The 26878-nt window shown below is 64.9% G+C and carries 24 protein-coding genes; 18 read left to right on the top strand and 6 right to left on the bottom strand.

Annotation, left to right across the window (positions count from 1 at the left end; genetic code table 11):
- Positions 1 to 26 precede the first annotated feature (26 nt).
- From A6V37_RS13770 to A6V37_RS13715, 12 genes are all read left to right on the top strand, one after another.
- Positions 27 to 1310, top strand: a complete 1284-nt coding sequence (locus tag A6V37_RS13770; RefSeq protein ID WP_064265283.1) for a 4-aminobutyrate--2-oxoglutarate transaminase — start codon at positions 27 to 29, stop codon at positions 1308 to 1310.
- Between the two features lie 10 nt (positions 1311 to 1320).
- Entirely contained in the window at positions 1321 to 2781 is a 1461-nt protein-coding gene (gene gabD, locus A6V37_RS13765; RefSeq protein ID WP_064265282.1) for an NADP-dependent succinate-semialdehyde dehydrogenase, read from the top strand.
- 282 nt (positions 2782 to 3063) lie between these two features.
- Positions 3064 to 4053 carry a LysR substrate-binding domain-containing protein gene (locus A6V37_RS13760; RefSeq protein WP_064265497.1) on the top strand — a complete coding sequence of 330 codons (990 nt, stop codon included), beginning with the start codon at positions 3064 to 3066 and terminating at the stop codon, positions 4051 to 4053.
- On the top strand, positions 4050 to 5528 hold the full coding sequence (locus tag A6V37_RS13755; protein ID WP_064265281.1) for a flavin-containing monooxygenase: 1479 nt from the start codon (positions 4050 to 4052) through the stop codon (positions 5526 to 5528). The genes A6V37_RS13760 and A6V37_RS13755 overlap by 4 nt, the downstream gene beginning before the upstream one ends.
- A complete protein-coding gene (locus tag A6V37_RS13750; RefSeq protein WP_064286057.1) occupies positions 5525 to 6499 on the top strand; it encodes an ABC transporter permease in 975 nt (324 codons plus the stop codon). The genes A6V37_RS13755 and A6V37_RS13750 overlap by 4 nt, the downstream gene beginning before the upstream one ends.
- The gene (locus A6V37_RS13745) at positions 6496 to 7425 is read left to right on the top strand and encodes an ABC transporter permease (RefSeq protein WP_064265279.1); all 930 of its coding nucleotides are present in this window, start codon (positions 6496 to 6498) and stop codon (positions 7423 to 7425) included. The genes A6V37_RS13750 and A6V37_RS13745 overlap by 4 nt, the downstream gene beginning before the upstream one ends.
- Positions 7422 to 8459 carry an ABC transporter ATP-binding protein gene (locus tag A6V37_RS13740; protein WP_064265278.1) on the top strand — a complete coding sequence of 346 codons (1038 nt, stop codon included), beginning with the start codon at positions 7422 to 7424 and terminating at the stop codon, positions 8457 to 8459. The genes A6V37_RS13745 and A6V37_RS13740 overlap by 4 nt, the downstream gene beginning before the upstream one ends.
- A complete protein-coding gene (locus tag A6V37_RS13735) occupies positions 8456 to 9514 on the top strand; it encodes an ABC transporter ATP-binding protein (RefSeq protein ID WP_064286056.1) in 1059 nt (352 codons plus the stop codon). Before A6V37_RS13740 ends, A6V37_RS13735 begins: the two co-directional genes overlap by 4 nt.
- 10 nt (positions 9515 to 9524) lie before the next feature.
- Positions 9525 to 11105, top strand: coding sequence for an ABC transporter substrate-binding protein (locus A6V37_RS13730; RefSeq protein ID WP_064265276.1), 1581 nt, complete (start codon positions 9525 to 9527; stop codon positions 11103 to 11105).
- 7 nt (positions 11106 to 11112) lie between these two features.
- Positions 11113 to 12453: an acyl-CoA thioesterase/BAAT N-terminal domain-containing protein gene (locus A6V37_RS13725; protein WP_064265275.1), complete on the top strand. Its 1341-nt coding sequence runs from the start codon at positions 11113 to 11115 to the stop codon at positions 12451 to 12453.
- Positions 12450 to 12983: a CMD domain protein gene (locus tag A6V37_RS41345; protein WP_064265274.1), complete on the top strand. Its 534-nt coding sequence runs from the start codon at positions 12450 to 12452 to the stop codon at positions 12981 to 12983. The genes A6V37_RS13725 and A6V37_RS41345 overlap by 4 nt, the downstream gene beginning before the upstream one ends.
- Positions 12980 to 13558, top strand: coding sequence for a peroxidase-related enzyme (locus tag A6V37_RS13715; protein WP_064265273.1), 579 nt, complete (start codon positions 12980 to 12982; stop codon positions 13556 to 13558). Before A6V37_RS41345 ends, A6V37_RS13715 begins: the two co-directional genes overlap by 4 nt.
- A 58-nt stretch (positions 13559 to 13616) precedes the next feature.
- Here the strand turns inward: A6V37_RS13715 and A6V37_RS13710 are convergent, their stop codons facing one another.
- The 3 genes from A6V37_RS13710 to A6V37_RS13700 all read right to left on the bottom strand — a co-directional run bounded on the left by A6V37_RS13710 (position 13617) and on the right by A6V37_RS13700 (position 16108).
- A complete protein-coding gene (locus A6V37_RS13710) occupies positions 13617 to 14477 on the bottom strand; it encodes a class I SAM-dependent methyltransferase (protein ID WP_064265272.1) in 861 nt (286 codons plus the stop codon).
- 178 nt (positions 14478 to 14655) lie between these two features.
- Entirely contained in the window at positions 14656 to 14970 is a 315-nt protein-coding gene (locus A6V37_RS13705) for a DUF4148 domain-containing protein (RefSeq protein WP_064265271.1), read from the bottom strand.
- Positions 14971 to 15079: 109 nt separating this feature from the next.
- A complete protein-coding gene (locus tag A6V37_RS13700; RefSeq protein ID WP_064265270.1) occupies positions 15080 to 16108 on the bottom strand; it encodes a GlxA family transcriptional regulator in 1029 nt (342 codons plus the stop codon).
- A 379-nt stretch (positions 16109 to 16487) separates the two neighbouring features.
- Here A6V37_RS13700 and A6V37_RS13695 point away from each other — a divergent pair, with 379 nt between their 5' ends.
- From A6V37_RS13695 to A6V37_RS13675, 5 genes are all read left to right on the top strand, one after another.
- Entirely contained in the window at positions 16488 to 17450 is a 963-nt protein-coding gene (locus tag A6V37_RS13695) for a choline ABC transporter substrate-binding protein (protein ID WP_064265269.1), read from the top strand.
- 68 nt (positions 17451 to 17518) lie between these two features.
- On the top strand, positions 17519 to 18448 hold the full coding sequence (gene cdhC / locus A6V37_RS13690) for a 3-dehydrocarnitine:acetyl-CoA trimethylamine transferase CdhC (protein WP_064265268.1): 930 nt from the start codon (positions 17519 to 17521) through the stop codon (positions 18446 to 18448).
- Positions 18449 to 18541: 93 nt separating this feature from the next.
- Positions 18542 to 19507, top strand: a complete 966-nt coding sequence (locus tag A6V37_RS13685; protein WP_064265267.1) for an L-carnitine dehydrogenase — start codon at positions 18542 to 18544, stop codon at positions 19505 to 19507.
- A gap of 102 nt (positions 19508 to 19609) precedes the next feature.
- Entirely contained in the window at positions 19610 to 20119 is a 510-nt protein-coding gene (locus A6V37_RS13680; RefSeq protein WP_064265266.1) for a thioesterase family protein, read from the top strand.
- The gene (locus A6V37_RS13675; RefSeq protein WP_064265265.1) at positions 20112 to 21074 is read left to right on the top strand and encodes an alpha/beta hydrolase; all 963 of its coding nucleotides are present in this window, start codon (positions 20112 to 20114) and stop codon (positions 21072 to 21074) included. Before A6V37_RS13680 ends, A6V37_RS13675 begins: the two co-directional genes overlap by 8 nt.
- Here A6V37_RS13675 and A6V37_RS13670 read toward each other — a convergent pair.
- Both A6V37_RS13670 and A6V37_RS13665 read right to left on the bottom strand, forming a co-directional pair.
- A complete protein-coding gene (locus tag A6V37_RS13670; protein WP_064265264.1) occupies positions 21071 to 22525 on the bottom strand; it encodes a sensor histidine kinase in 1455 nt (484 codons plus the stop codon). The genes A6V37_RS13675 and A6V37_RS13670 overlap by 4 nt on opposite strands.
- 23 nt (positions 22526 to 22548) lie before the next feature.
- Positions 22549 to 23511 carry a response regulator gene (locus tag A6V37_RS13665; protein ID WP_064265263.1) on the bottom strand — a complete coding sequence of 321 codons (963 nt, stop codon included), beginning with the start codon at positions 23509 to 23511 and terminating at the stop codon, positions 22549 to 22551.
- 413 nt (positions 23512 to 23924) lie between these two features.
- Here A6V37_RS13665 and A6V37_RS13660 point away from each other — a divergent pair, with 413 nt between their 5' ends.
- Positions 23925 to 24953, top strand: a complete 1029-nt coding sequence (locus A6V37_RS13660; protein ID WP_064265262.1) for a MerR family transcriptional regulator — start codon at positions 23925 to 23927, stop codon at positions 24951 to 24953.
- A gap of 126 nt (positions 24954 to 25079) precedes the next feature.
- Here the strand turns inward: A6V37_RS13660 and A6V37_RS13655 are convergent.
- Positions 25080 to 26878: hypothetical protein (locus A6V37_RS13655; RefSeq protein WP_242665701.1), on the bottom strand; the 1799-nt coding region annotated here is incomplete at its 5' end.

The raw sequence follows: 26878 nt of genomic DNA, 5'->3' as shown, positions 1-26878 counted from the left end.
CAACACCGAGGAGCAAGGAGATGACAATGAAGAACGCAGAACTGAAGAGCCGCAAAGACGCAGCCACCCCGCGCGGCGTCGGCGTCATGTGCGATTTCTACGCTGAGCGCGCGGAAAACGCGGAGCTGTGGGATGTGGAAGGCCGCCGTTTCATCGACTTTGCCGCCGGCATCGCGGTGTGCAACACGGGCCACCGCCATCCGAAGATCCTCGCCGCGATCCGCGACCAGCTGGATCACTTCACGCACACGGCGTATCAGATCGTGCCGTACGCGTCGTATGTCGAACTGGCTGAGAAGCTCAACGCGCGCGCGCCGGGCGACCACCCGAAGAAGACCGCGTTCTTCACGACCGGCGCCGAAGCCGTCGAAAACGCCATCAAGATCGCGCGCGCCGCGACCGGCCGTCCGGGCGTGATCGCCTTCACCGGCGGTTTCCATGGCCGCACGCTGATGGGCATGGCGCTGACTGGCAAGGTTGCACCGTACAAGATCGGCTTCGGTCCGTTCCCGTCGGACGTGTTCCACGCACCGTTCCCGAATCCGCTGCACGGCGTGACCACGGCCGATTCGCTGAAGGCCATCGAATTCCTGTTCAAGGCCGACATCGATCCGAAGCGCGTGGCCGCGATCATTTTTGAACCGGTTCAAGGCGAAGGCGGTTTCTATCCGGCACCGGCCGAATTCGTGCGCGCCCTGCGCAAGCTGTGCAACGAGCACGGCATTCTGCTGATCGCCGACGAAGTGCAAACGGGTTTTGCCCGTACCGGCAAGCTGTTCGCGATGAATCACTACGACGTGGTGCCCGATCTGATGACGGTCGCCAAGAGCCTGGCGGGCGGCATGCCGCTGTCGGGCGTGATCGGCCGCGCGGAAATCATGGATGCCGCGGCGCCTGGCGGCCTCGGCGGCACGTATGCCGGTAACCCGCTGGCAGTGGCCGCGGCGCATGCCGTGCTCGACATCATCGACGAAGAAAAGCTGTGCGAGCGCGCCACGCTGCTGGGCGATCGCGTGAAGGCCAAGCTGGTCTCGCTGCAAAGCGAAGTGCCGCAGATCGCCGACGTGCGCGGCCCTGGCGGCATGGTTGCGGTCGAGTTCTGCAAGGCAGGCGGCTCGGAGCCGGACGCGGAGTTCACCAAGCGCGTGCAGACCCTCGCGCTCGAACGCGGCTTGCTGTTGCTGGTGTGCGGCGTGTATTCGAACGTGGTGCGCTTCCTGTTCCCGCTGACGATTCAGGAAACGGTGTTCGACGAAGCCATGGCGATTCTCGAAAGCGTGATCAAGGACAGCGTCGCGGTCGCGGCCTAAGGAAATACTCATGACCACCTTGACCCTGAAAGACCCGACGCTGCTGAAGACGCACGCGTACATCGCGGGCGAATGGCAAGGCGCCGACGACGGCGCGACCTTCGAAGTGCGCAACCCGGCCACTGGTGACACGATCGCGACGGTGCCGCGCATGGGCACGGCGGAAACGCGCCGCGCCATCGACACGGCGAACGCCGCCTGGCCCGCATGGCGCGCCACGACCGCCAAGCAGCGCGCCGTGATCCTGCGCAAATGGCATGACCTGATGATGGAAAACGCCGACGACCTGGCGAAGATCCTCACCACGGAACAAGGCAAGCCGCTCGCCGAAGCCAAAGGCGAAATCCAGTACGCCGCGTCGTTCCTGGAATGGTTCGCGGAAGAAGGCAAGCGCGTGAACGGCGACACGATCCCGACGCCGGCCGGCGACAAGCGCATTGTCGTGACGAAAGAGCCGATCGGCGTTTGCGCGGCCATCACGCCGTGGAACTTCCCGGCGGCGATGATCACGCGCAAGGTCGGCCCGGCCCTCGCGGCAGGCTGCCCGATCATCGTCAAACCGGCTGAAGCCACGCCGCTCTCCGCGCTCGCGCTGGCCGTGCTGGCCGAACGCGCCGGCGTGCCGCGCGGCGTGTTCAACGTGGTGACCGGCGAGCCGAAAGCCATCGGCGCGGAAATGACCGGCAATCCGATCGTGCGCAAGCTGTCGTTCACCGGCTCGACGCCGGTCGGCCGCCTGCTCATGGCGCAGTGCGCGCCGACGGTCAAGAAAGTGTCGCTGGAACTCGGCGGCAATGCGCCGTTCATCGTGTTCGACGACGCGGATCTGGATGCGGCGGTGGCCGGCGCGATTGCCTCGAAGTATCGCAACAGCGGCCAGACCTGCGTGTGCACGAACCGCTTCTATGTGCACGACAAGGTCTACGACGCGTTCGCCGAAAAGCTGCGCGTCGCGGTCGAACAGCTCAAGGTGGGCCGCGGCACCGACGACGGCGTCACGCAAGGGCCGCTGATCAACGAAGCCGCCGTGCTGAAGGTCGAGTCGCATATCGAAGACGCGCTCGCCAAGGGCGCGCGCATCGTCACCGGCGGCAAGCGTCATGCGCTGGGTCACGGCTTCTTCGAGCCGACCGTGCTCGCGGACGTCACGCCGGCCATGAAGGTCGCGCGCGACGAAACCTTCGGGCCGCTCGCGCCGCTGTTCCGCTTCTCGTCGGACGAGGAAGTGATCCGCCTCGCCAACGATACCGAGTTCGGCCTCGCGTCGTACTTCTACAGCCGCGATATCGGCCGCGTCTGGCGCGTCGCCGAAGCGCTCGAGTACGGCATGGTCGGCATCAACACGGGCCTTATTTCGAATGAAGTCGCGCCGTTCGGCGGCGTCAAGCAATCGGGCCTGGGCCGCGAAGGTTCGCATTACGGCATCGACGACTACGTGGTCATCAAGTACATGTGCGTCGGCGGTATCTAAACGCATCACCTGAAGTCTGAAGTCTGAAACGGCCACGCCGGCTTGTCCGGCGTGGCCGTTTTTTTGGTTCGGCGTAATGCGTGTCGCATGGCAGCGACCAGGGAAAACCATGAACCGCCGTCAATCGCAAAAGGCTGACGGCCCGCACCGGCGCGGCGACGCCTTCCGTATCCCAGATTCCGGTCTATCCATAGGATTTTTAATTATTTGCAATTCGCATGCTTGCGGCGTAAGAATGCGTTTTACAAATTCATCAACTTGATCGACCGGGCCCGCGCATTCATGGAAATTCGCCAACTGGAAGCGTTTGCTGCCGTGATGTCCGCGGGGAGCGTCACCGCCGCCGGTCGTCTGCTCGGGCGGTCGCAGCCGTCGGTCACGCGCTCCATCCAGGAACTGGAAGCCGAAATCGGCTATCCGCTATTCCAGCGCTTCGGGCCACGGGTCGCGCCCACTCGCGAGGCATCGCAGCTCTATCAGGACGTCGAGCGGACCCTCGCCAACCTGCGCCAGGTCAAGGCGCGCGCCGAACAGATCGCCCGCCAGGCGCCGCCGCCCGTGACGCTCGCCGCCACCTCCGCGCTCGCCGCCGGACTCGTGCCGCGCGCGCTGGCCCTGCTCGATCAGAACCATCCGCTCGAATCCGTGCACGTGCGCAGCGCGGCGCCCGAACAGGTCGTCGATGCCGTGCTCAACGGCATAGTCGACATCGGCGTATCGAGCCTGCCGCTCGAGCATCGCGGCTTGCAAGTGCATTGGATTGGCGAGACCGCGTGCGTGGCCGCCGTGCACGCCGGCGACCCGCTCGCGCGAGCGCCGCGCGTCGCGTTGAGCGACTTCGCCAACCGGCGTCTCATCACGATGCAGAACCCCTATCGGCTGCGGCCGCGGCTCGACGCGGCGTTCGCGCAAGCGGACGTGCGCACGTCCGGTGTGATCGAGACCAACTCGTCGCTGAACGCGCTCGGCGCGGTACGCGCGGGCCTCGGGCTCGCCGTGCTGGAACCGGTGACAGCGCTCGGATTACCTGTCGAGGGCGTGGTGATCCGTCCGCTCGATATCCGCATCGCGTTCCTGTTCGGCGTCATCACGCCGGAATCCCGTCCGCTTGGCGCGGCGACGCTGGCGACCGTGCAGGCGCTTGCGCAGGCCGCCGCCGAGCTCCTGCCCGATTTCGTTCTGCACGACGCGAGCCAGCACGGCACGATCCTGCAGGCGCTCCATGAAGTGCCCCACGACCATCTCAATCCGACCGAAGAGCACACCCCGTGAGCCTCGACCCTAACGTTCCATCGACTCCACCCAGCGGCCTCGCGGCGCTCGAAGCGCGGCTCGCCGAAGACTTGTCCCTGCTCGAATTGCCCGCGCGGGAATGGGTGATCGGCAAGACGCACGGCGGCAGGGAGGTGCTGGACGTCGCGGTCATCGGCGGCGGCATGGCCGGGCTGACGGCAGCCGCCGCGCTCAAGCTGGTGGGGGTGCGGGCACGGGTTTTCGACCGCTCGCCGCAAGGGCTGGAAGGCCCGTGGGCCACGACCGCCCGCATGGAAACGCTACGTTCGCCGAAGCAATTGACGGGACCCGCGCTGGGCTTGCCCGCGCTGACGTTTCGCGCATGGTTCGAAGCGCAGTTCGGCGTAGAAGCGTGGCAGGCACTCGACAAGATCGACCGCCTGCAATGGATGACGTATCTGATCTGGTACCGCCGGGTGTTAGCGCTCGACGTTCTCAACGACCACACCATTGAAGCGGTGACGCCGCGCGCCGACGGCCTCGTCGCGCTGAGCGTGCGAACGCATGAGCGACATTTCGAGGTCTACGCGCGGCGCGTCGTGCTCGCGACCGGCCGCGACGGCCTGGGCGGCCCGGCGTTGCCGGGTTTCATCGATGGCTTGCCGCGCGGCCGTTGGGCGCATTCGTCCGATACGTACGATTACAACACGCTCGCCGGCAAACGCGTGGCCGTGGTCGGCGGCGGCGCGTCGGCGATGGACAGCGCCGCCACGGCGCTCGAAGCCGGCGCTGCGAGCGTCGATCTGCTGATCCGGCGAGCGGACTTTCCGCGCGTGAACAAGGGCAAGGGCGCCGGCAATCCGGGGCTGACCCACGGCCATCATGCGCTGCCCGACGAGTGGAAATGGAAGATTCGCCACTACATCAACACGGTGCAAGTGCCGCCGCCACGCGGCAGCACGCTGCGAGTGTCGCACCATGAGAACGCGCGCTTCAACTTCGGATGCCCGGTGCAGTCGGTCGAAAGTACGGCGGACGGTCTCGCCATCCACACGCCCAAAGGTACTTTCGCGGCCGACTTCCTGGTGGTCTCGACGGGCTTCAAGGTCGACTGGGCCGCGCGCCCGGAGTTCGCCGCGTTCGCCCCGCATATTCGCACCTGGGCGAGCCGCTACACGCCGCCCTCTGCCGCCGATCAGGATGTCGAACTGTCCGACTCGCCTGACCTCGGACCCGCGTTCGAATTCCTCGAACAGGTCCCTGGCGCCTGCCCCGGCCTGTCGCACATCCATTGCTTCTGCTATCCGGCCACGCTCTCCCACGGCGCCGTCTCCGGCGACATTCCCGCCATCAGCACGGGGGCGAAGCGGCTTGCCCGCGGCATCGCCACGCTGCTGTATCAGGAAGACGTGGAACAGCACTACGCGGCGCTGGAAGCCTACGCGGAACCCGAACTTTACGGCGACGAATGGCAACCCGCCGAAGCGCCGGCCCAGTACGCGGAGGACGAATGAGCGGCTGGCTCATCCGGCGCTTCGCGCAGGCGGCGTTCGTCGTGCTGCTGATGACGCTGATCGTGTTCATCGGCTTGCATGCGATCGGCAATCCTATCGATATCCTGATCGGACAGGACGTGGACCAGGTGGACCGGGCCCGCATCATCGCGCAACTGGGCCTCGACCAGCCGCTCTGGAAACAGTATCTGGCGTTCCTCGCCGGCGCGGCGCACGGCGATCTCGGCAACAGCTTCGTCTATAACGAACCCGCCATTCGGCTGATCCTGCAGCGCCTGCCCGCCACCTTCGAACTCGCCGTCACGGCGCTGCTGCTCGCGCTCGTGATCGGCATTCCGCTCGGCCTGTTCGCGGGCCTGCGGCCGAACCATCCGGTTTCCAGCATGCTGATGACAGGCAGCATCGTCGGCTTTTCACTGCCGACCTTCTGGGTCGGCCTGATGCTCATCATGCTGTTCAGCGTGAAGCTCGGATGGCTGGCCGCCAGCGGCCGCGGCGCCACGGTGGCGCTGTTCGGCGTCCAGTGGTCATGGCTCACGCTGGACGGCCTGCGTCATCTGATCCTGCCGGCGCTGAATCTGTCGCTCTTCAAAGTCTCGCTCGTGCTGCGCCTCACCAGCGCGGGCGTGCGCGAGGTCCTGCCCATGGAGCACGTGCGTTTCGCGCGCGCCAAGGGTTTGTCCTCCACCCGTGTCGTGCTCGTGCATGTACTGCGCAACACGCTGATTCCGCTCATCACGGTGATCGGCCTGGAGTTCGGCTCGACTATCGCGTTTGCAGTGGTGACGGAAACCGTGTTCGCGTGGCCGGGCGCGGGCAAGCTGATCCTCGACAGCATCAACGCGCTCGACCGTCCGGTAATCCTGTCGTATCTGATCGTGGTCGTGTGCATGTTCGTCGCGCTGAACCTGTTGGTCGATATCCTCTACAAAGTCCTCGATCCGCGCGTGCGGCTGGAGGGCGCACGATGAGCGCCACGCCGCTGATGCCGGACACGCCCGCGCACGCGAAAACCGCGCGCCGCCAGTCGCCATGGCGCCGGCTGGTGGCGGATTTCAGCCGCTCGCCCGCGGCGCTGGCGGCGTTGAGCGTCGCGCTGCTGCTCGTGCTCGCGGCCATCTTCGCGCCGCTCATCACGCCGCAGAATCCCTACGACCTGCTGCAGCTCGACGTGCTCGACGCGCGCTTGCCGCCCGGCGCGATGAATAGCGCCAGCACCTATACGTACTGGCTCGGCACCGACGGTCAGGGCCGCGACCTCTATTCCGCGATGCTCTACGGTCTGCGCCTGAGCCTGTCGGTCGGGCTTGGCTCTGCACTTATCGCAGGCGTGGTCGGCACCGTGTTCGGCCTGATCGCGGCGTACGCGGGCGGCAAGACCGACAGCCTCATCATGCGGCTCGTGGATCTGCTGCTCGCCTTCCCTTCCATTCTGGTCGCGATGATGCTGCTCGCCTTCCTCGGCAAGAGCGTGACGAACGTCGTGCTCACGCTTGTGCTGATCGAATGGGCGTACTACGCGCGAACCGCCCGCGCGCAGGCGCTGGTCGAAGCACGGCGCGAGTACGTCGAAGCCGCTCGCAGTCTGGCGATCCCGAACTGGCGGATCGTGCTCGTGCACATCCTGCCGAACTGCCTGCCTCCGCTGATCGTGGTCGGCACGCTGCAAGTCGCGCGGGCAATCACACTCGAAGCGACGCTGTCGTTTCTCGGACTCGGCGTGCCGATCACCGAACCCTCGCTTGGGCTGCTGATTGCCAACGGCTACCAGACCATGCTCTCCGGCGAATACTGGATCAGCGTCTATCCGGGTCTGGCGCTGCTGGGCATCCTCGTGTCGATCAATATGGTCGGCGACCGGCTGCGCACGCTGCTCAATCCGAGGTTCGTGAAATGAGCGGCGCGACCTTTCCTGCCGTGGTGAACACGCTCGAAGTCCGGCACCTGCAAACGCGCTTTTTCACGCGCGAAGGCGTGCTGCCCGCTGTCGAAGACGTCTCGCTCACACTCGCACGGGGCCGCGTGCTGGGTCTCGTCGGCGAATCGGGATCGGGCAAATCGGTCACCGGTTTCTCGATCATGGGGCTCGTCGATGCACCCGGCCGCGTGGTCGGCGGCGAGATCATCTTCAAGGGCAGCGACCTGGTCGGCCTGCCGGAAGCGGACCTGCGGGGCCTGCGCGGCAGCCGTATCGCCATGGTGTTCCAGGACCCCATGTCCACGCTCAACCCCGTGCAACGCGTCGATGCCCAGATGATCGAAGCGGTGCGTGCCCATCGTCAGGTGAGCCGGCGCGCCGCGCGCGACCAGGCTGCCGAAGCGCTGGCCGCCATGGGCATCGCCAGCCCCGAGGAACGGCTGCGCGCGTATCCGCATCAGTTGTCGGGCGGTATGCGCCAACGCATTGCGATCGCGATTGCGATGCTGCACAAGCCCGACCTGATCATCGCCGATGAGCCGACCACCGCGCTCGACGTCACCATCCAGGCGCAGATCCTCTCGGAAGTGCAAACGCTCGTGCGCACGCAAGGGACCTCGCTGATCTGGATCACGCACGATCTTTCCGTGGTGGCGGGTCTCGCCGACGACATCGCCGTGATGTACGCGGGAAGAATCGTCGAACAAGGGAGCGTGGACGCTGTACTGGACGATCCTCAGCATCCCTATACGATTGGGCTGATCGACAGTTTGCCGAGCCTCAACACGCGCGGCAAACGGCTCACGCAGATTGCCGGCATGACGCCCGATCTGCGCTCGCTGCCGCCTGGCTGCGCATTCGCCGCGCGCTGCACGCGGGCCACAGCCGCCTGCTCGAAGCCACCAGCGCTCGAACCGTCGCCCACCGTGCCGGCTTCCGGCCGCAGCGCGCATCTGGTGCGCTGTTTCCATCCGGGCCGGCTGGCCGACGTGCGCAAGGAGGCCACAGCATGAGCCACGTGGAAACCCCACCAGTCGCGACGCGCGCCCTCGTCGAACTGCGCGGCGTCAGTCAGCGCTTCGGCGAACGCCGCGAGAACGCCGCGGTACGCTGGCTGCGAAAACACAATCTGCTCGAAGCGCAAGCGGTCACGCACGCCGTGGACAATGTCGATTTCAGGATCATGCCGGGCGAGGTGGTCGGCCTGGTCGGCGAATCGGGTTGCGGAAAATCGACGCTCGGGCGCATCGTGGCCGGTCTCCTCGCGCCGACCGAAGGCGACGTGCTGGTGGACGGCCAGCGCCGCGCGGCCATGCCGGCCGGCGCAGCACGCGCCGCCCGGCTGGCGATCCAGATGATCTTTCAGGACCCGCATTCGAGCCTGAATCCGCGCCGGCGTATCCGCGATATCGTCGGCGAAGCGCCGCTCGTGCATGGCATGGTCGAACGCGCCGATCTCGATGGCTACGTTGCCGCGCAACTGCAGCGCGCCGGCCTCGATCCGTCGCTCGCCGATCGCTATCCGCACGAGTTCAGCGGCGGCCAGCGGCAGCGCATCGGTATTGCGCGAGCGCTCGCGGTCAACCCGTCGATGCTGGTCTGCGATGAAGCCGTGGCGGCCCTCGACGTCTCGATCCAGGCGCAGATCCTGAATCTGTTCATGGACCTGCGCGAGCAGCTCAATCTCACCTACCTGTTCATCAGCCACGATCTGGGCGTGGTGGAACAGGTGTCGGACCGCGTGGTGATCATGTATCTCGGGCGCGTGGTGGAAAGCGCGCCGGCCGAGGAGATATTCCGTCATCCGAATCATCCTTACACGCAGACCCTGCTGGCCGAAATCCCCCGCCTCGACTCGCGCAAGAAACGTTTCGCCGCCATTCGCGGCGAAATGCCGAGCCCGCTCGCGCCGCCGCCGGGTTGTCATTTTCATCCTCGCTGTCCGCACGCCATGCCGCGCTGCAAGACCGAAGCGCCCACCTTGCGCGGCATTGCCATCGAGCACGTCAGCGCGTGCCATCTGAACGACGTCAACCAGGCATCGATCCACACAACTCTCAAACAATAGGACTTGCACCGTGAAACGCCCGCTCCTCTCCACGCTGACCCTCGCGCTCGCCAGCGCGGCGCTGTTCCACACCGGCGCCGCGTCGGCGCAAACGCTCAACCTCGCGTTCGCCGATCCGCTGTCGTCGCTCGATCCGCAATTGAACAACTACGCGGGCGATCGTTCCGTCGATCTGCACTTCTGGGATCTGCTGGTCGAGAATCACAACAACACGCTCGCGCCCGGCCTCGCGACCAGCTGGAAAGCGACCGGCAACGACACGTGGGAATTCAAGCTGCGCCGCGACGTCAAGTGGCAGGACGGCACGCCGTTCACGGCGAACGACGTGATCTATTCGTATCAGCGCGCGCGCAACGTGCCGGGGACCATCGCCACGTTCGCCGGCTACCTGCGCACCATCGCTTCCGTGAGCGCGCCCGATCCGTACACGCTGATCATCAAGACAACTAGCCCGACACCGGACTTGCCGCTCAACCTGACCTCCGTGCACATCGTGAGCCAGCATGCGGGCGAAAAGGCAACGTCGGAGGATTACAACGCCGGCCGCGCGATGGTCGGCTCGGGCCCCTACAAGTTCGTGTCCTATACGCCGGGCGACCGCGTGGTGATGGCGCGCAACGACGCCTACTGGGGCCCGAAACCGCTCTGGGACAAGGTGAACTATCGCTACGTGAGCAACGCCGCGGCACGCACCGCGGACTTGCTGTCGGGCGACGTCGATGTGATCGACAAGGTCTCCGTGTCCGATTTGCCGCGCCTGAAGCAGTCGCCGCAGGTGTCGGTGTTCGCGTATCCCGGCTTGCGTGTGCTGCTGCTTCAGCCAAGTTTCCGCAAAGGCCCGAGCCCCTATATCACCGACAATGCCGGCAAGCCGCTGCCGAACAATCCGCTGCTCGATGTGCGCGTGCGCCGCGCGCTCTCGCTGGCGATCAACCGTCCCGCCATCACCGACCGCATCCTGCAAGGCGCGGCGACCGTCGCCAACCAGTGGATGCCGGAGAAGACCTTCGGCTATAACCCGGACGTGAAGAACATTCCGAACGATCCGGCCACGGCGAAGAAGCTGCTGGCCGAAGCCGGTTATCCGGACGGCTTCCAGCTGACGCTCAGCGTGCCGAACGACCGTTACCCGCAAGCGCCCGAAACGGCCCAGGCGGTCGCGCAGTTCTGGACCCGCATCGGCGTGAAGACGAAAGTCGAAGTGATGCCCTGGGCCACCTATGCGAGCCGCGCCAACAAGAACGAGTTCGCGGTCAGCGTGATCGCATGGGGCAACGGCACCGGCGAAGCGAGCTATGCGCTCGTCAACGTGCTCTGCACCGTCGACGCGAAAAAAGGCATTGGCGCATCGAACTGGGGGCGCTACAGCAACCCGGAAGTCGACCATGCGCTCGACGCGGCGACAGCGGAGTTCGACCCGGCCAAGCGCGAAGCGATCCTGCGACAGTCTGTGAAAGTGGTCAGCGACGATGTGGGCGTCATCCCGCTGTATCACTACGAAAACGTCTGGGCTGCAAAGAAAGGCTTGAAAGTGACGCCCGCGGTCAGCGACCGGACCACGGCGATGATGGTCACGCGCATCGGCAGCTGAGGCTCGCATGATCGACATCACGGCGACACCCGCCGACGCGCTGATCGACGTCGCGCGCCACATCACGGTGACCGGTGCGCAGCCGGAGGCGTTACTGACCCTGCGGACCCGGACCGTGCGCGGCGCAGGGTCGGTCTGGACCAGCCATGCGGTATTTCGCAGCGACGAGCACGGCGTAATCGATCTGGAGCGCGACGCACCGCTAGCCGGCGACTACGCGGGCCTCGCGCCGATGGGACTCATCTGGTCGCAAGCGCCCACAGAAGCAGGAAAACGCGACGTGTTTCCCGCCGATGTCTCGACCGCGCTGACGACCCGCATCGAAGTGCTCGACAAGACCGGCCACGTGCTGGCCGCAACCGAACTCACGCAGCGTCTGATGGCGCCAGGCGTGGAGCGGCGCGAGGTGCGCGCGGACGGTTGCGTCGGCACGCTGTTCCTGCCCGCCACACCGGGACCGCATCCCGTCGTGCTCGTGCTCAACGGCTCGGGCGGCGGCATCAACGAACCGCGCGGCGCGCTGTATGCATCGCGTGGCTATGCCGCTCTCGCGCTCGGCTATTTCAAAACGCCGGGGCTGTCCGACTACATCTCCAACACGTCGCTGGAATACTTCCGCCGCGCGCTCGACTGGATCGCGCGCGAGTTGGAGCCGGCACACGATTTCATTGCGGTGAGCGGGCAATCGCGCGGCGGAGAGCTGGCGCTGTTGCTCGGCGCGACGTATCCGGACCGGATCAAGGCGGTGATCGGCTACGTGCCCGGCGCGGTCGTGCACAGCGCGCAAAACGCGGCCGACCCCGCCATCGGCCGCGAAGGCCCGACCTGGCTGCTCGATGGCAAGCCGCTGCCGCATCTGTGGGAAAACAACCGCACGGCGAGCTGGCAGCCCTTTGACGATGGACCGCCGCCGCATCGCCACGAACGGGCGATCCGCACCGCGTTGCTCGACAAGGAGGCCGTAGAGCGCGCGCGGATCCGCGTCGAAAATATCGACGGTCCGGTGCTGCTGCTCTCCGCCACCGACGACGGTTCGTGGCCCTCATCCGACTATTCGCGCATGGTGGCCGAACAGCTCGAACGGTGCGGGCATGCTTACCCGGTGCGGCATCTCGACTTCGAGCGCGCCGGCCACGCGATTCTGTTTCCGTACGTGCCGACCACCCAGCTCGTCTATGCCCATCCCGTGTCGAAGCGCATCAGCACGGGCGGCGGCGAACCCGCGGCCAACGCCCGCGCGGACGAAGCATCGTGGCGCGAAGCGCTGGCTTTTCTCGACACCGCACGCCAACCGCGTTCGCCTGAGCCTGCGTACGCGAACGACTCTTTCCGGCAGGAGCAATCATGACAGATACCTACGACGCCAGCACCGACGTGATCGACCGCATAGCCGGCCTCACACCCGGTTCGGCGGCGCACGCCACCCGGCATAAACGCGCCAAGGTCGCCGCCGCGACCCAGCGCAGCTATGACGTGTTGTTCGATCCCGCGCTGCCCGACCTGCCGCTCGCCGACCGCCTGTGCGTCGCGCTCTATGCCTGCACGCTGTCGAAGGCGCCCGCGCTGGCCGCTCACTACGCGCAGCAGCTCGCGGCGATCGGTGCCGCTCGCGCGGTGATCGACCAGATCGCTCAAGGCGCGACGAGCGACGCGGCATTCGAACCGCCCCGTTTGCGCGCGATGCTGACTTTCACGCGCACGCTGATAGAGGCGCCGATCGAGGGCGACAAAGCCGCGCTCGAACGTCTGCGCGATGCCGGCATCGCGACCCCGGCCGTAGTCGTACTCGCGCAATTGATCGCGTTTCTTTCCTACCAGATTCGCCTCACAGCCGGGTTGCAAGCGCTGCAGGCCTTGAATGAAACGGAGGCCGCATGACCCGCCTGATCGAAGCTCACGGCTTTACGAATCGCGTGCTGGAATGGGATGCGTGGCTGGATATCGTGTCACTCGACGATGCCTCGCCGGAACAGATCGCGGTGCTCGAAGAAAGTCATCCGAAGGCCAAAGAATCGGACTACTACCTGTTCCTCGTGCATCAGCCGGAGGTTCTGCGCCAGCGCTCGGCGGCGTTCAACGCGATCATGTATGCGCCGGGCGGTTTGCCGCGCGCGGAACGCGAACTGGCGTCCACGGTCGTGTCGCGCGTCAACGGCTGCGTGTATTGCGCATCCGTGCATGCCCAGCGCTTCGAGCAACTGGCCAAGCGCGACGACGTGATCGAGCAGGTATTCAACGATCCTGCCACCGCTGGAACGTCGCCCCGCGAAAAAGCGATCGTGCAGGCGTCGAATGATCTGACGCTCAACCCGGGCCACGTCGAACCGGCGCAGCTCAAGGCGCTGCGCGAAGCCGGCCTGACCGACGACGAGATCCTCGACCTGATCCATTCCATCGCGATCTTCGCGTGGGCCAATCGCCTGATGCTCAATCTCGGCGAACCGGTTGGCTGAGTAATCCGCCTGCGTGGCGCGGCACAACGGCCGGGGTCACCGTGTTCCGGCAGCGAGGCTAGGTACTGGCGACCAGCAACTCCTCCGCATTGCGCGGCGGCCGCAGACCGTCAGTCCTGCTTGCAAAGTAGCGCTGGGTCAGATCGTCTGCCGACACATGCCGTGCCGCGCCAAAACCGCACTCCTGAGCCAGCGCGAGTATCTGCGGCGGCGTGAAGAAACTGATAAAGGGCGTGCCGCTCGCGCGCGCGCCCTTCTCCGCCATCTCGAGCCCAGGGCGCACCTCGGGGTCCGCCATGTCCAGCGGAAGCAGGAACGTCATGGCCAGCGTCGAACCTGGGGCGAGCGCCGCGACCTGGCGCAGCGTGGCCGCGTTCGCCTCGCGGGTGAGATACATGCTGACGCCGGTGGACACGACAACGGCCGGCTTGCGCTTGTCGAAGCCGGCCGTCGCGAGCCTGTCGCGCCAGTCGTCTCCCGCTTCGAAATCGACCGGCACGAAACGCAGCCACTCCGGCACGCCGTAGCCGAGCTCGATCAGACGCTGACGTTTCCATGCTTGCGGACCTGGCTGGTCAATCTCGAACACCTTGAGGTGGGACGCGATCCCCGGCCTGCGCTGCGCGAAGCTGTCGAGACCGGCGCCGAGAATCACATACTGATCCAGCCCGCGGCTCGCCTGTTCCACGACCAGATCCTCGATAAAGCGCGCACGCGCCACGATCGACGCGCGAAAGGGCCGCGTGAACTGCGGGTCCATATCTCCACGGCTGCGCCAGTTCTGATCCGGGGCCAGCAGCTTGAGTCCGATGTCGTCGTTGAGCACGTGCGGCGGAGCATCGGCCTCGAGATGCAGCGCGCGCCATAAGGCGACTCGCGCTGCGGTGCTGTCTGGCACTGCGTCTGGCTGGTCGGTCATGACTGTCACTCCTGATTGTTCGTGTTTGTCCGAAGGTGAGCCACCGACACTGTGCCATACGTCCGAAAGCAAAACAGGCCAGCATTCACCTCGCGGTGAATGCTGGCCTGTTGCTTTTCCTGCCTTACAACGCCAGCGCGGACGTCAGCGCATTAACCGGCGCTAACGTCGCGATGTATTACTTGCCGTAGCTGACAACCGGAGCCGAGTACGAGGTGCGTGCCGAGTCCGAACGGCTGCCTGCCTGCGACGAACCGTCGGTAGCCGAACCGTAGCCGGTGACGTTCTGCGCGGCAACGCGGGCTTCGGCAGCCTGGATGTTTGCCGGGTAGTCATCAGCGTTGGAGAGGCTCGGGTTGTAGCCCGCTTTCTCCAGCTGGATCAGTTCAGCGCGCACCTGAGCACGCGTAACCGGCTGATTCGATTGAGCAAATGCGGCCAGCGGAGCGCTAATGAGAGCGGCGATAACAGCAGCTTCGATCAGGGATTTCATGACGACTACCTCCAGAGATTGTTTTTGCCTGCCGCACACATGATTGTTTGCAGCGGATGGAGACAGTCTAGGAGTCAGCTTGTCTAGGGTAAACACCTAACAAAAGAATTCACTGTTGCTGCAATCGGAATAATTGAGATGGCGAGGCACGATTTTGCTCCTGCGGCGGCGAAGCCGGTTCACCGGCATTTCTGCCTCCGCTCACCTGGCGGTCGCTTCTCGGACTCATGCCGAAGCGCGCACGATACGTGCGCGAAAAATGCGAGGGCGACTCGAATCCGCACGCCACGCAGATCGACGTAATCGACATGTCGGTCTGTTGCAGCAGCTCGCGCGCACGCGTGAGGCGCAACTGCTGGTAGAAGTGCGTCGGCGTGTCTTTCAGCGAGGCACAGAAAAGCCGCTCCAGTTGCCGCCGCGTCACACCGATCTCCTGCGCGAGCCGGTCCGGCGACAGCGGCTCTTCCATATGCTGCTCCATGACGCCAATCACCTGGATCAGCTTGCGGTTGTGCACGCCGTAGCGCGCGGCAAGCTCCATGCGCTGATGGTCCGAGCGTTGCCGGATGCGGCTCACCACGAATTGCTCCGAGACCGCAGAAGCCAGCGCCGCGCCGTGCGCGCGGCCGATCAGGTCGAGCATCATGTCGATCGACGCCGTGCCGCCCGCGCACGTTATGCGCCGCGCGCCGATTTCAAACAGCTCCTGACTGGCGTCCAGCGACGGGTAGCGCTCGCGAAACGCCGACAGCGCTTCCCAGTGCACGGTCACACTGTCCGCGCCGCCGAGCAGCCCCGCTTCCGCGAGGACGAAGCTGCCGGTGTCGATACCGCCGAGCGTCGCGCCCGCACGCTCGAAGCGCTTCAGACACTCGCCCAGTTCGCGCGTATAGCAGGCGAGCGGCTCGAAGCCCGCCACCACAAAGAGCGTCTGCCCCGCGTCGACGTCGCCGATGGCCGCGTCCGCGTTGATCGAGATGCCGTTGCTGGCTGCCACCGGCGCGCCGTCCAGACTCAGAATGCGCCAGCGGTAAAGATCGCCGCGAAAGCGGTTTGCTACGCGCAACGGCTCCACCGCCGACATGAAACCAATTGCCGAAAAGCCCGGCAGCAGCAGGAACGACATATCTTCGGGCATCGTGCGCAGACTCAATCAGAGGACAAAAACGCCGGCGGGCGCGGGGTTCCCGGCCAGCGTAGCAAGCAGCGTACGAACCGGCAAGGCGGCCAAAAACCTCCCATCCGCCGATGCTGCACCGCACCGCGAGTGCGACACAGGTTTTCCCGCATGGTCGCATGAGAGCAAGAACGGGTCGCTAGCGGTCGCTTTGGGGGAAATATGGGGCATTAACGTTGAGTCATTCATGCAGCTCATTCGTGCAGTTCGCGCATCACGCAGGTCGTAGGTCACGCGGGCCGTAACGCGCATGTCCGGGGGCCGCTTCGCCTGGTTTCATCCTGACAGGCGCGGCCCGGTTCGAAACACGCTGTTCAACGTGTCAACAAGAGGGAACGTCATGAAGTTACGCATCAAAGCCGTCCTGACTTATCTTGCGTGCCTCGCGGCGACGTGCGCCGCCGTGACCACGCAGCCGGCCTTCGCCGAGGAACCGGCAGCCTGCCGGGCGGTGCATTTCGCCGATATCGGCTGGACGGATATCACCTCGACCACCGCGCTTGCGTCGACCGTATTTGAAGGACTTGGCTATCAGCCGGTGACGACCGTGGCCTCCGTGCCCATTTCGTTCGCCGGCCTGAAGAGCAAGCAGCTCGACGTGTCGCTCGGCTACTGGTGGCCCGTGCAGGAAAAGGCGATTGCGCCGTTCGTCGATTCGAAATCGATCCAGGTGCTGCAACCGCCCAACCTGACCGGCGCCAAGGCCACGTTCGCCGTGCCGTCCTACGCCTATGACGCGGGACTGAAAACGTTCGCCGACATCGCCAAACACCGCGACCAGCTCGACGGCAAGATCTACGGCATCGAGCCCGGCAGCAGCGCGAACGCGGCGATCCAGAAGATGATCGCCACCAACCAGTTCGGTCTGGGCGGCTTCAAGCTGATCGAATCGAGTGAAGCGGGCATGCTGGTTTCGGTGGAGCGCGCGATCCGCGACAAAAAGTGGGTGGTGTTTCTTGGGTGGGAGCCTCATCCGATGAACATCCAGATCGATATGAAATACCTCTCCGGCAGCGACGGCGTATTCGGTCCGAACGACGGCGAAGCCCGCGTTTATACGCTGACGTCCCCCGAGTATCTGACACGCTGCCCGAACGCGGGCAAGCTCGTGAGCAACCTGCGCTTTTCGACGCAACTGGAAAACGTGGTCATGCAGTCGGTCATGAACAAGGAAAGACCCGCGGACGCCGCCAAGGCCTATCTGAAGAAAAACCCGCAAGTGCTCGACGCCTGGCTTGCCGGCGTCAAGACCTATGACGGCAAGGACGGCTTGCCCGCGGTGAAGGCTTATCTGGGTCTTTGATCTGCTTTGATCTCCTTGTTAATTCGATCCAGCCAGTCGCGCATTTCAATCCACAGGAACCAGCACGTATGAATCACGAAGTCATTGTGACCTGCGCGGTCACCGGCGCGGGCGACACCGTCGGCAAGCATCCGGCCATTCCCGTCACGCCGAAGCAGATCGCCGAAGCCGCCATCGAAGCCGCCAAAGCCGGCGCCACCGTTGCGCACTGCCACGTGCGCGACCCGAAGACCGGACGCGGCAGCCGCGATCCGCAGCTGTATCGGGAAGTGGTCGACCGGATCCGTTCGTCGGGCACCGACGTGATCATCAATCTGACGGCGGGCATGGGCGGCGATCTGGAGATCGGTCCCGGCGAGGACCCCATGCGCTTCGGCGCGAACACCGATCTGGTGGGCGGCCTGACGCGCCTTGCGCATGTCGAGGAACTGCTGCCGGAAATCTGCACGCTGGATTGCGGCACGCTCAATTTCGGCGACGGCGACTACATCTACGTCTCGACGCCCGCGCAATTGCGCGCCGGCGCACGCCGCATCCAGGAACTCGGCGTGAAGCCGGAACTGGAAATTTTCGACACCGGCCATTTGTGGTTCGCGAAGCAATTGCTCAAGGAGGGCTTGCTCGACGCGCCGCCGCTGTTCCAGATTTGTCTCGGCATTCCATGGGGCGCGCCCGCCGACACCACGACCATGAAAGCCATGGCCGACAACCTGCCGGCCGGCGCCCAGTGGGCCGGCTTCGGCATCGGCCGCATGCAGATGCCGATGGTCGCGCAAGCCATGCTGCTCGGCGGTCACGTGCGCGTCGGCCTGGAAGACAACATCTGGCTCGATAAAGGCGTGCCCGCCACGAACGGCACGCTGGTGCAACGCGCGGTGGAGATCATCGAACGGCTTGGCGCACGCGCGCTGACGCCCGCTGAAGGACGCCGCAAGCTGGGTTTGCCCGCGCGCGGCGAGCGTCAACTGGAGCGGCGCGAGGCGCAGCAGTACGCGTAGTGGATGGCTGGAATCGATCGTGATGTGCGCGTTTTGCATGCGATGCAGCGCGCTATGTAGTCGGAAAACACCTAGGCAAAGGAAACGTCAGCAATGGCAGTGATCGTCGATATCAAAACTTTTGCGGCAATCGGCGTGGGCGTGATCGGCAGCGGCTGGGTCGCGCGCGCGCTCGCCCACGGACTCGATGTCGTCGCGTGGGACCCGGCGCCGGGCGCCGAGAAGCAGTTGCGCGAAAACATCGCGAATGCGTGGCCGGCACTCGAACGGGTCGGCCTCGCCGCGGGCGCATCGCCCGAGCGTTTGCGTTTCGTCGATACGATCGAAGCGTGCGTCGCAGAGGCGGATTTCATCCAGGAGAGCGCGCCTGAACGCGAGGAACTGAAGCTCGCGCTGCATGAGCAGATCAGCCGTGCGGCGAAGCCGGATGCGATCATCGCGTCCTCGACGTCGGGCCTTCTGCCCAGCGATTTTTACGCGCGGGCGGTAAATCCGCAGCGCTGCATCGTCGGGCATCCGTTCAATCCGGTGTATCTGCTGCCGCTCGTCGAAGTGCTGGGCGGCGAACGCACAGCCCCGGCCACCGTCGATGCCGCCTTGCGGGTGTATCGCGCGCTCTCCATGCGGCCGCTGCGGGTCCGCAAGGAAGTGCCCGGGTTTATCGCCGACCGTCTGCTCGAAGCGCTGTGGCGCGAGGCGCTGCATCTGGTCAACGAAGGCGTGGCGACCACCGGCGAAATCGACGACGCGATACGCTTCGGCGCGGGCATCCGCTGGTCGTTCATGGGGACGTTCCTCACCTACACGCTGGCGGGCGGCGATGCAGGCATGCGCCATTTCATGCAGCAATTCGGGCCCGCACTGGAGCTGCCCTGGACTAAACTGGTAGCGCCGCAACTGACGGAGGAGCTGATCGACCGGGTCGTGGATGGCACCGCCGAGCAGGTCGGCCCGCGCTCGATCAAACAGCTGGAACGCTACCGTGACGATTGCATCACGAGCGTTCTGGCGGCGATTGCGGAGGCGAAAGCGCGGCATGGGCTGCTCCCGGCCGAATGACGCGGTGAGCTTTGAACCGCCAGGCAGGCCGCGCGCTGAAGCCACGGCAGCTTGACAGTCCGCAGCCTGCCCCCTCGACCTGAAAAACGGAGACACTTGCCGATGCCGCAACCTGTTGCCCTGCCCTGCTATCGCGACACGGTGCGCCCCGAATGGGTCGACTACAACGGCCATTTGCGCGACGCGTTTTACATGCTGATTTTCAGCTTCGCGACCGATGCCTTGATCGACCTGATCGGTTTGCCCGACGCGGTACGCAAAGAGCGCCGGCGCTCGATCTATACGCTCGAAGCGCACATCAGCTATCTGCATGAGATCAAGGAAGGCACGCCGGTGCGCGTCGACATGCGGGTGCTGGCGCACGATGCGAAGCGGCTGCATCTGTACCTCGAGATGTTCGCCGGCGATGGCGCCGAACCCGTGGCCGCCGGCGAGCAGATGCTGCTGCATGTCGATACGGGCGGACCGCGCGCCGCCGCATTCGACTCCGATGTCGAAGCGCGCGTGCGGGCGTTGGCCGAGGCCCATGCCACCCTGCCGCCAGCCGTCTATGCGGGACGCGTGATCGGCTTGCCCGCCAAAACCAAACCCAATGGAAGCGGCCATGCTTGAGCCGGAAATTACCGCTTTCATCGAGAGAACCTCCTCGATTTATTCCGGGCACTCGACTTCGCTGCCGCCGCCCGAACAGCGTACGATTTACGAACGGTACGCCGCGTCGCTCACGCCGGCGTTGCCGGAAGACGTCGTGACGCAGGACGCCGTGCTGCAAACCGGCGCGGATCACCCGATCGCATTGCGGCTCTACCGGAAGCGTCAGACAGATCGCCAGGCGCCACGCGGCACGGTGCTGTACTTTCACGGCGGCGGCTTCGTGCTCGGATCGCTCAATAGCCATCAGCTTGTCACCGCCCGCCTTGCCGCCGATACCGGTCTCGACGTGATCGCCGTCGATTACCGGCTCGCGCCCGAGCACCGCGCGCCGGCCGCGCATGACGATTGCCTGGCGGTCACGCTCGCCGCATTGGAAGGGCGGCTGCCGTTCGATTCGCCGGCCGGCGCCACGCTGCAACTGGCGGGCGACAGCGCCGGCGCCAACCTGGCCGCCGGTGTGGCGATCCGCTTGCGCGACGAAGGGCTGCAAGGCGTGAGCGGAATGGCGCTGGTTTATCCGATGCTTGGCACCGACCCGCAACCGCCCGCCCGCGACACCGAAGCGCATGCGCCGATGCTCACGCTAGCCGACGTCCACGCATTCCGCGATCTGTACTGGGGCGAACACCCGCCCTACCCGGCATGGACGGTTCCGATCGATGCAACGCGCTTCGACGGCCTGCCGCCGACGCTCGCAATCGGCGTCGAGCATGATCCGTTGCGCGACGACGCACGCGTGTTCGCCGAACGTATCAACGCGGCCGGTGGCGAGGCTCAATTCTGGATCGGCACGGGACTCGTGCATGGATGCTGGCGCGCCCTTGAATCCAGCCCCGGCGTGCAGGCGATGCATTCGGAGGTATGCCGTTTTCTGTCCGTTCATGCGACGCCGGCACCCCGCAACGGGCGTTAGTCCGGATTCCAGCGTTTTAGCTTCGCCGCCAGCGCTGCGCGCGCCGGCACCCTGGGCAATGCGCGATCGGACGGTGTGCCCGGAACCGGCAAGCGAACGGTGAAGGTCGTGTGGGTGCCGAAAATCGAACTGCAGTCGATACGCCCGCCCAGAAGCTCCGTTGCGCGCCGGCAGAACGTGAGCCCCATCCCCGCACCGGTTCCGTGCCGCTTGGTCGAGAAAAAGGCGTCGAAAATATAGGGCAGCACGTCGGGCGCGATGCCCGGTCCGGTGTCACGGAACTGCAGCACGCAAAAATCCTGGTCCTGAACGGCACTGATCGTGATCTGGCCGCCCCCGCTCGCGCGAATGGCGTGCAGCGCGTTTTTCAGCAGGTTGAACAGGACGAACACCACCACCGTATCCGAGCCTGAAAAGGACATGGCGGGGTCGATGGGCAGCACCGTGACGCGCGCGCGCTCGTCCCCGCTGAACGGATAGCGCTCGAGCGCCGACGCCACGCACTGCCGCACGGACTGCGGGCTGAAACGGCTCCGGTCCAGACGATCGAGCGTGAACGACGCGAGCGCCATTTCGACCATCTCGCTGGTGCCGGATACTTCCCGCCTGATCGCCGTCGCCAGTTGGCTGATCCGCTCCGATTGTCCGGAATGGCCGTGATCGTCATACAGACCATGCTTGACGGCCGCACGGTAACCTTTGAACACGTCGGCCCACACGCTGGCGATTTCATCCGCGTGCATGCCGATGGTCGCGAGCGGCGTGGCGATCTCATGCGCGATGGTTGCCGCAACGGCATACGGATGCGTCAGGTGATAGCGGACGATGATGAACCCCAGCAACCCCAGGCTCAGACCAATGAACAGGACGCCCGGCGGATAGAACCCGTAGCCGTAGTTGACCGCGTAGTCGATCGCCGCGAACGAGTACAGGCCCAGGCTCGCCAGGCACAGATCGAGGCGTCTGCGCGCCTCGCCCTGCGCGTTCCTGCGCGCGGCGAGAAGAAGCTGCCCGCTGCGTCCGGCGAGCAGTACGGTCTGCACGACATGCAACGGATGCAGCGGACCGGCGACCGGATAGTAGCCGAAGAAGAAGCGCTGATAGCCGGCCACGACTTCGTCACCCGGAAGCAGCACCGCGAGAGCGACACACAGGCCATACGACACGAGCAACACCGGCCGCTCACGGTGCCGCGCCGCGACCTCCGTGACGAAGTGATAGAAGGTGGTCGGCAGGAAGAGGATGAAGAGATAGCCGGCCCTGACCAGCAGGTCCGCGGTCCGCGGGTCGTGTGTCTCGAACAGCAGGGTCCACGTGCCTTGCCAGGCGAAGGTGGCCCCGCACATCAGGATGAACGGCGCGAACAGCCGCGTCGCGCCTTGGGTAATCAGTACGTACAGGCCGAACACCACGAACATCGCGGACACGAGAGCAGTCGGAATGGCGTACATGTAGCTCGGCGTGTCAGCAAGCTTTAGCGATTACGCTCGTTGCGCCATTGCGAATACGTCACAAGGTCCATACCGACGTCGGCCGCGTCGAGCGGCGTCCAGCAGTAGAACACGTCGTCCCAGCCCGGAATGGTCTGGGGCGGCAGTGTCTTGTACTTTTGGCCGGAGCGGTACGCGAGGCTCGGCCAGAACACCGGCATCACCTCACGCACGGCCATCTGCCTCAACAGCTCGGCCGGTCCGCCCTCGTCCGCCACGATTTCACCCTGGGAGATCCAGTCGTTCTCGGCCCACGCTACGAAAACGCTCGGGTTGCCGGCACGGTCGAACATGAGGATCGCGTCCTGCTCCGGGCGCCAGTAGTATTCGACGATACCCTGCGTGGCCACCACTTCGTCGATGACTTTGCGCGTTCGCGGGTCGCAATACGTCATGCCGTTCTCGCCCAACGCCAGCCAGCCGCCCTCGAAACAATGCCGGTTCTTGGCATCTTTCAGAAAATGCACCAGCCGGTTGGCTGACTCGCCGTCCGACTTTCTCAGGTACAAATCGACGATGCCGGCATTGAACGCCTTGACCGCGACCGTTTCGTCCGCCACCCCGGTCAGCAGCACTTTCGCGCAACGCAGATTGGATATGGAGGAGAGGAAATCGACGCCGTTCATGCCCGGCATATCGAAGTCCACCACCACCGCGGCCACCTCGGCAAAGCGGGAAGCGCGCGCCAGGATGTCGCGCTCCGCCGAGGTCTCGACATAGCGCTCAAAACCCGTTTCGCTCACGCATGCCGACGCCGGCGCGAATTCCAGCGAATTCTCGCGGGCATGCTGCCGGATGAAGGCGAGCGCGGTTTGCGGCCGCGCGAAGAACAGGTTGGTGGAGGTATCCGGAAAGAAACGGCGCAGCGCGTCGAGGTAGTTGTCGTTGTCATCCACGAAAACAACCGTTGACGGATAGATAACTGGTGGTCGGATAAAGTTGTTCATAATTTCACGTGGTTCGTCACGCCGCCGCTCAACGACAACCGCGGCAGCCCGGCCGTCACGCGGCAGGACAGCCCGCGCGGCAGATCCCGGCGCAGCGGCCCCTGCGCCCGAGGGGCGGCCGCTACCTCTACCGCCGGCCGCGTGTTCAGCACCTTAATTCAGCACTTGTGTTCAGCACCTTAGACGCCGCATCGGGTTTCGCATGCTCTCACATGGAATACGCCGCTGCGCACGGTCCCCGTTCATACCCCGAATTCTCTCACGCCCGCCGCCAGGCGGGTTCGCGCTGAACCATATAGTACAGGGTCATGGCATCGGCTGTGCAAAGTTGCGGACCCGCGGCGCCCATTCCGCTTGACCCTCACGTAGCGTAAGGTTCTAACCTCCAGCGTGCACGCTAACCGGAGGTCGGGATGTTGTTGAAAGTGGGAGAGCTGGCCAGGCGCAGCGGACTGACCGTCCGCACGCTGCATCACTACGACGCAATCGGCTTGCTCACGCCTTCGGCCCGTGCTGAGAACGGCTACCGGCTCTATGACCGCGACGACATTGCCCGGCTGCACCAGATCCAGGCGCTGCGCCGTTTCGGACTCGCGCTCGCTGAGATTCAGACCTATCTGGCGCAGCCCGAGACGCCGCTTGCCTCGATCGTCGAGCGGCAGATCGCCATGCTCGACAGCCAGATTGGCGAGGCCGCGCGCCTGCGCGAACGCCTCGTCCATCTGCACGGCATGTTGCTCGACGGCGAGGAACCGGAGCTGACCGATTGGCTCACCACGTTGGAGTTGATGACCATGTACGACAAGTATTTCACCGCGGACGAACTCGCACGCATGCCGATGTATCGCAACAGTCAGGCGCCGAATCCGGAATGGACGGAGCTTATCGGCGAGGTGCGCGCGCTGATGGAACGCGGCGTGCCGCCTGAAAGCGAACCGGCGCGCGCCTTGTCGATCCGTTGGATGACCCTGCTCGCGCGCGACACGAACGGCGATCCGCGGCTACTCGCGAAACTCAATCTGATGCACGACAACGAACCGTCGATGCAGGCGCGCAGCGGCATTTCAACCGAATTACGCGACTATGTGCTGCGGGCCTTTTCGGAAACGAAGCTGCTGATCTACGAAAAGTATCTGTCGCCCGGCGAAATCGAATTCATGCGCGCGAATTACGGCAAGGGCGCAATGGAATGGCCGAAGCTCATGGCCGAGGTGCGCGACGCGCTCGACGCGGGCATGGGTCCGGAGTCGCCGCGAGCGCGCGAGCTTGCGCATCGCTGGCTCGATCTTTTCAGAAGCTACGCGGGAGACGATCCACGCACTCAGGCCAAGTTCCGCGAAGCGCTGCTGACGGAGCCGGGGCTGATGGCGGGCACGTGGGCGGACGAGTCGTTGCTTGGGTTTATCCGCGCGGCGATGGGGAGCGTTGCACAGCCACGCTGATCGTGCCGTGCTGCCCCATGAATCGGGGCAGGAGGGAATAACTAAATGCGCAAGGCGACGGGCCGCCGATTGTTATCGGCGGCCCGTCGACGGGTCTTAAGCGTTCAGCTTAGTTTGCTGGACCGCTTATTGGCCCGTATAGCCGAGCGGCACAGTCGAGTTGGCCTTGGCCACCGTCGCGTTGTTCGAGACGATGTACTGCGGCACCTCGGTGAGCGTCAGTGCGACCTGACCGTTGGTATAGGCAACCGTGCTGACATTGCCGTAACCATCGATCTTCGTCACATTGCCCGACGTACCGGCGTTGTCGACCTTGAGCGTGTAGCTGGTCGAGTAGCTCTGGCTATAAACACCGTTGTTTGCCGGCCATTGCGCATTGCTGTGTGCCCACGCGGCGGTCACCACCTTGCCGTTGCCCAGTTGCTGGAACGCATAGGCAAACGTTCCCGACGGCGTGCCGTTGACGCGGCCCAGCGTATTGGTGCCGTCGAGCGCGCGCGTCATCGTCGCAAAGGCCATCGCTTCAGGCTTCGGCGACAGGTTCGTCGCACCGAACGCGCCCTGTGCGTCATTCAGGTCGAAGAACGAGCCGTAGCCCACTTCGCCCGGATAGTCAGGACCGTAGAACAGCGTCGTGACCTGCGCGCCGCCGCCCAGCACGATGATGTGCGCGCGAACGCCGACCGCGGCGTGCGCGTACAGCTGGTTCTGCGACGGCACATTGGGACCGTAGTTCAGACCCGGGTCATAGCTCACACCGGCTTCGGTGAAGAAGAGCTTCATGTTCGGCTTGCCTGCCTGCATCACCGAACGCAATTGCGTCATCTGGTTGTCGAGCGCGTTCGCCTGGTTCGCCGGATCCGGATCGGAGTCCTGCAACTCGGGCGGGTGCGACGGATACGTACCCGCGTTCCAGTAGCCGTGCGTTGCAACGGCGTCGATGTAATTCCACAGGCCAAGCGCACCGTACTTCTGCAGATAGCCGGTCGTGCAAGTGTCGCAATTCGCGGCAAACGGATTGGCCGTGCCCATCACGACTGCGTTCGGATCGGTCGAGTGAATGCCCTGGTAAGCGGCCTTGTACATGGCGACGAAATTCGCGTCGCTATCCGCCCAGCCGAGGCTCGGCTCCCACGTGACCTGGTAGTAGTTCTTCTGCTGGTTCGGGTAGTTCGCCGCGCGGATCAGGCTGGTATCGGTACCGACCTTGCCCATGAAGGTCTGATACTCAGCCATGTTCAACGGCGCGTAGTAGCTGTCGTTGAACTGGCCCGTCTTCGAATCCCAGGCGGGCAATCCATCGAGACGCACAATGCGCATCTGATCAGGATTGGCCTTATAGAACGGGTCGAGATCGTTCACGCTCGGCGTGTACGTATTGGGACCGTTGGGTTCCATGGCCGAGACTTCACGGTCGTCGATCGTCCACGAAATGCCCAGATCGTGCAGCGCGGCGATGTTGCCGTTAAAGCCCTGCATGCCAAAGCGATGCTGATCCTGATGCGCATACGTCACGGTGCCAAGCACCGAGCTGAGATTCGGCAACACGCCAAACGTCGCAATGCCCACCGGCCGTGTGCCGCTTTGCGGCAAGGTGCCGCCGTTCGAACGCAGCGTTGCGGTCAATGCGCCATAACCGGACCACGTCGACGTACACGGAATCGTGCTGGTCTGCACGCCGGCCTTCACAGCGAAGGTGCCCTGCGCCTTGATCGCGCCATTCGAATCCGCCACGGACCAGACCACCGTATCGGCACCCGGTGCGTTCGTGGTAATCGCCAGCTTGAACGGCGTGTTGTTCTGGAACACGCGCAAGCCGTCGGTGGTGGGCGTGTCGGCGCTGATCAAACCGTTCGCGGTTCCGCCGGCCGTTTGTGTCGGCGCGCTGCACGACAAGGTGGCGCTGCTCGGGGTCGGGGTCGGGG

Origin of the sequence: Paraburkholderia ginsengiterrae, from assembly GCF_001645125.1 — a bacterium.
In the GTDB taxonomy this organism is placed as follows: Bacteria; Pseudomonadota; Gammaproteobacteria; order Burkholderiales; family Burkholderiaceae; genus Paraburkholderia; species Paraburkholderia ginsengiterrae.
This window is presented reverse-complemented; position numbering and strand designations above follow the sequence as displayed.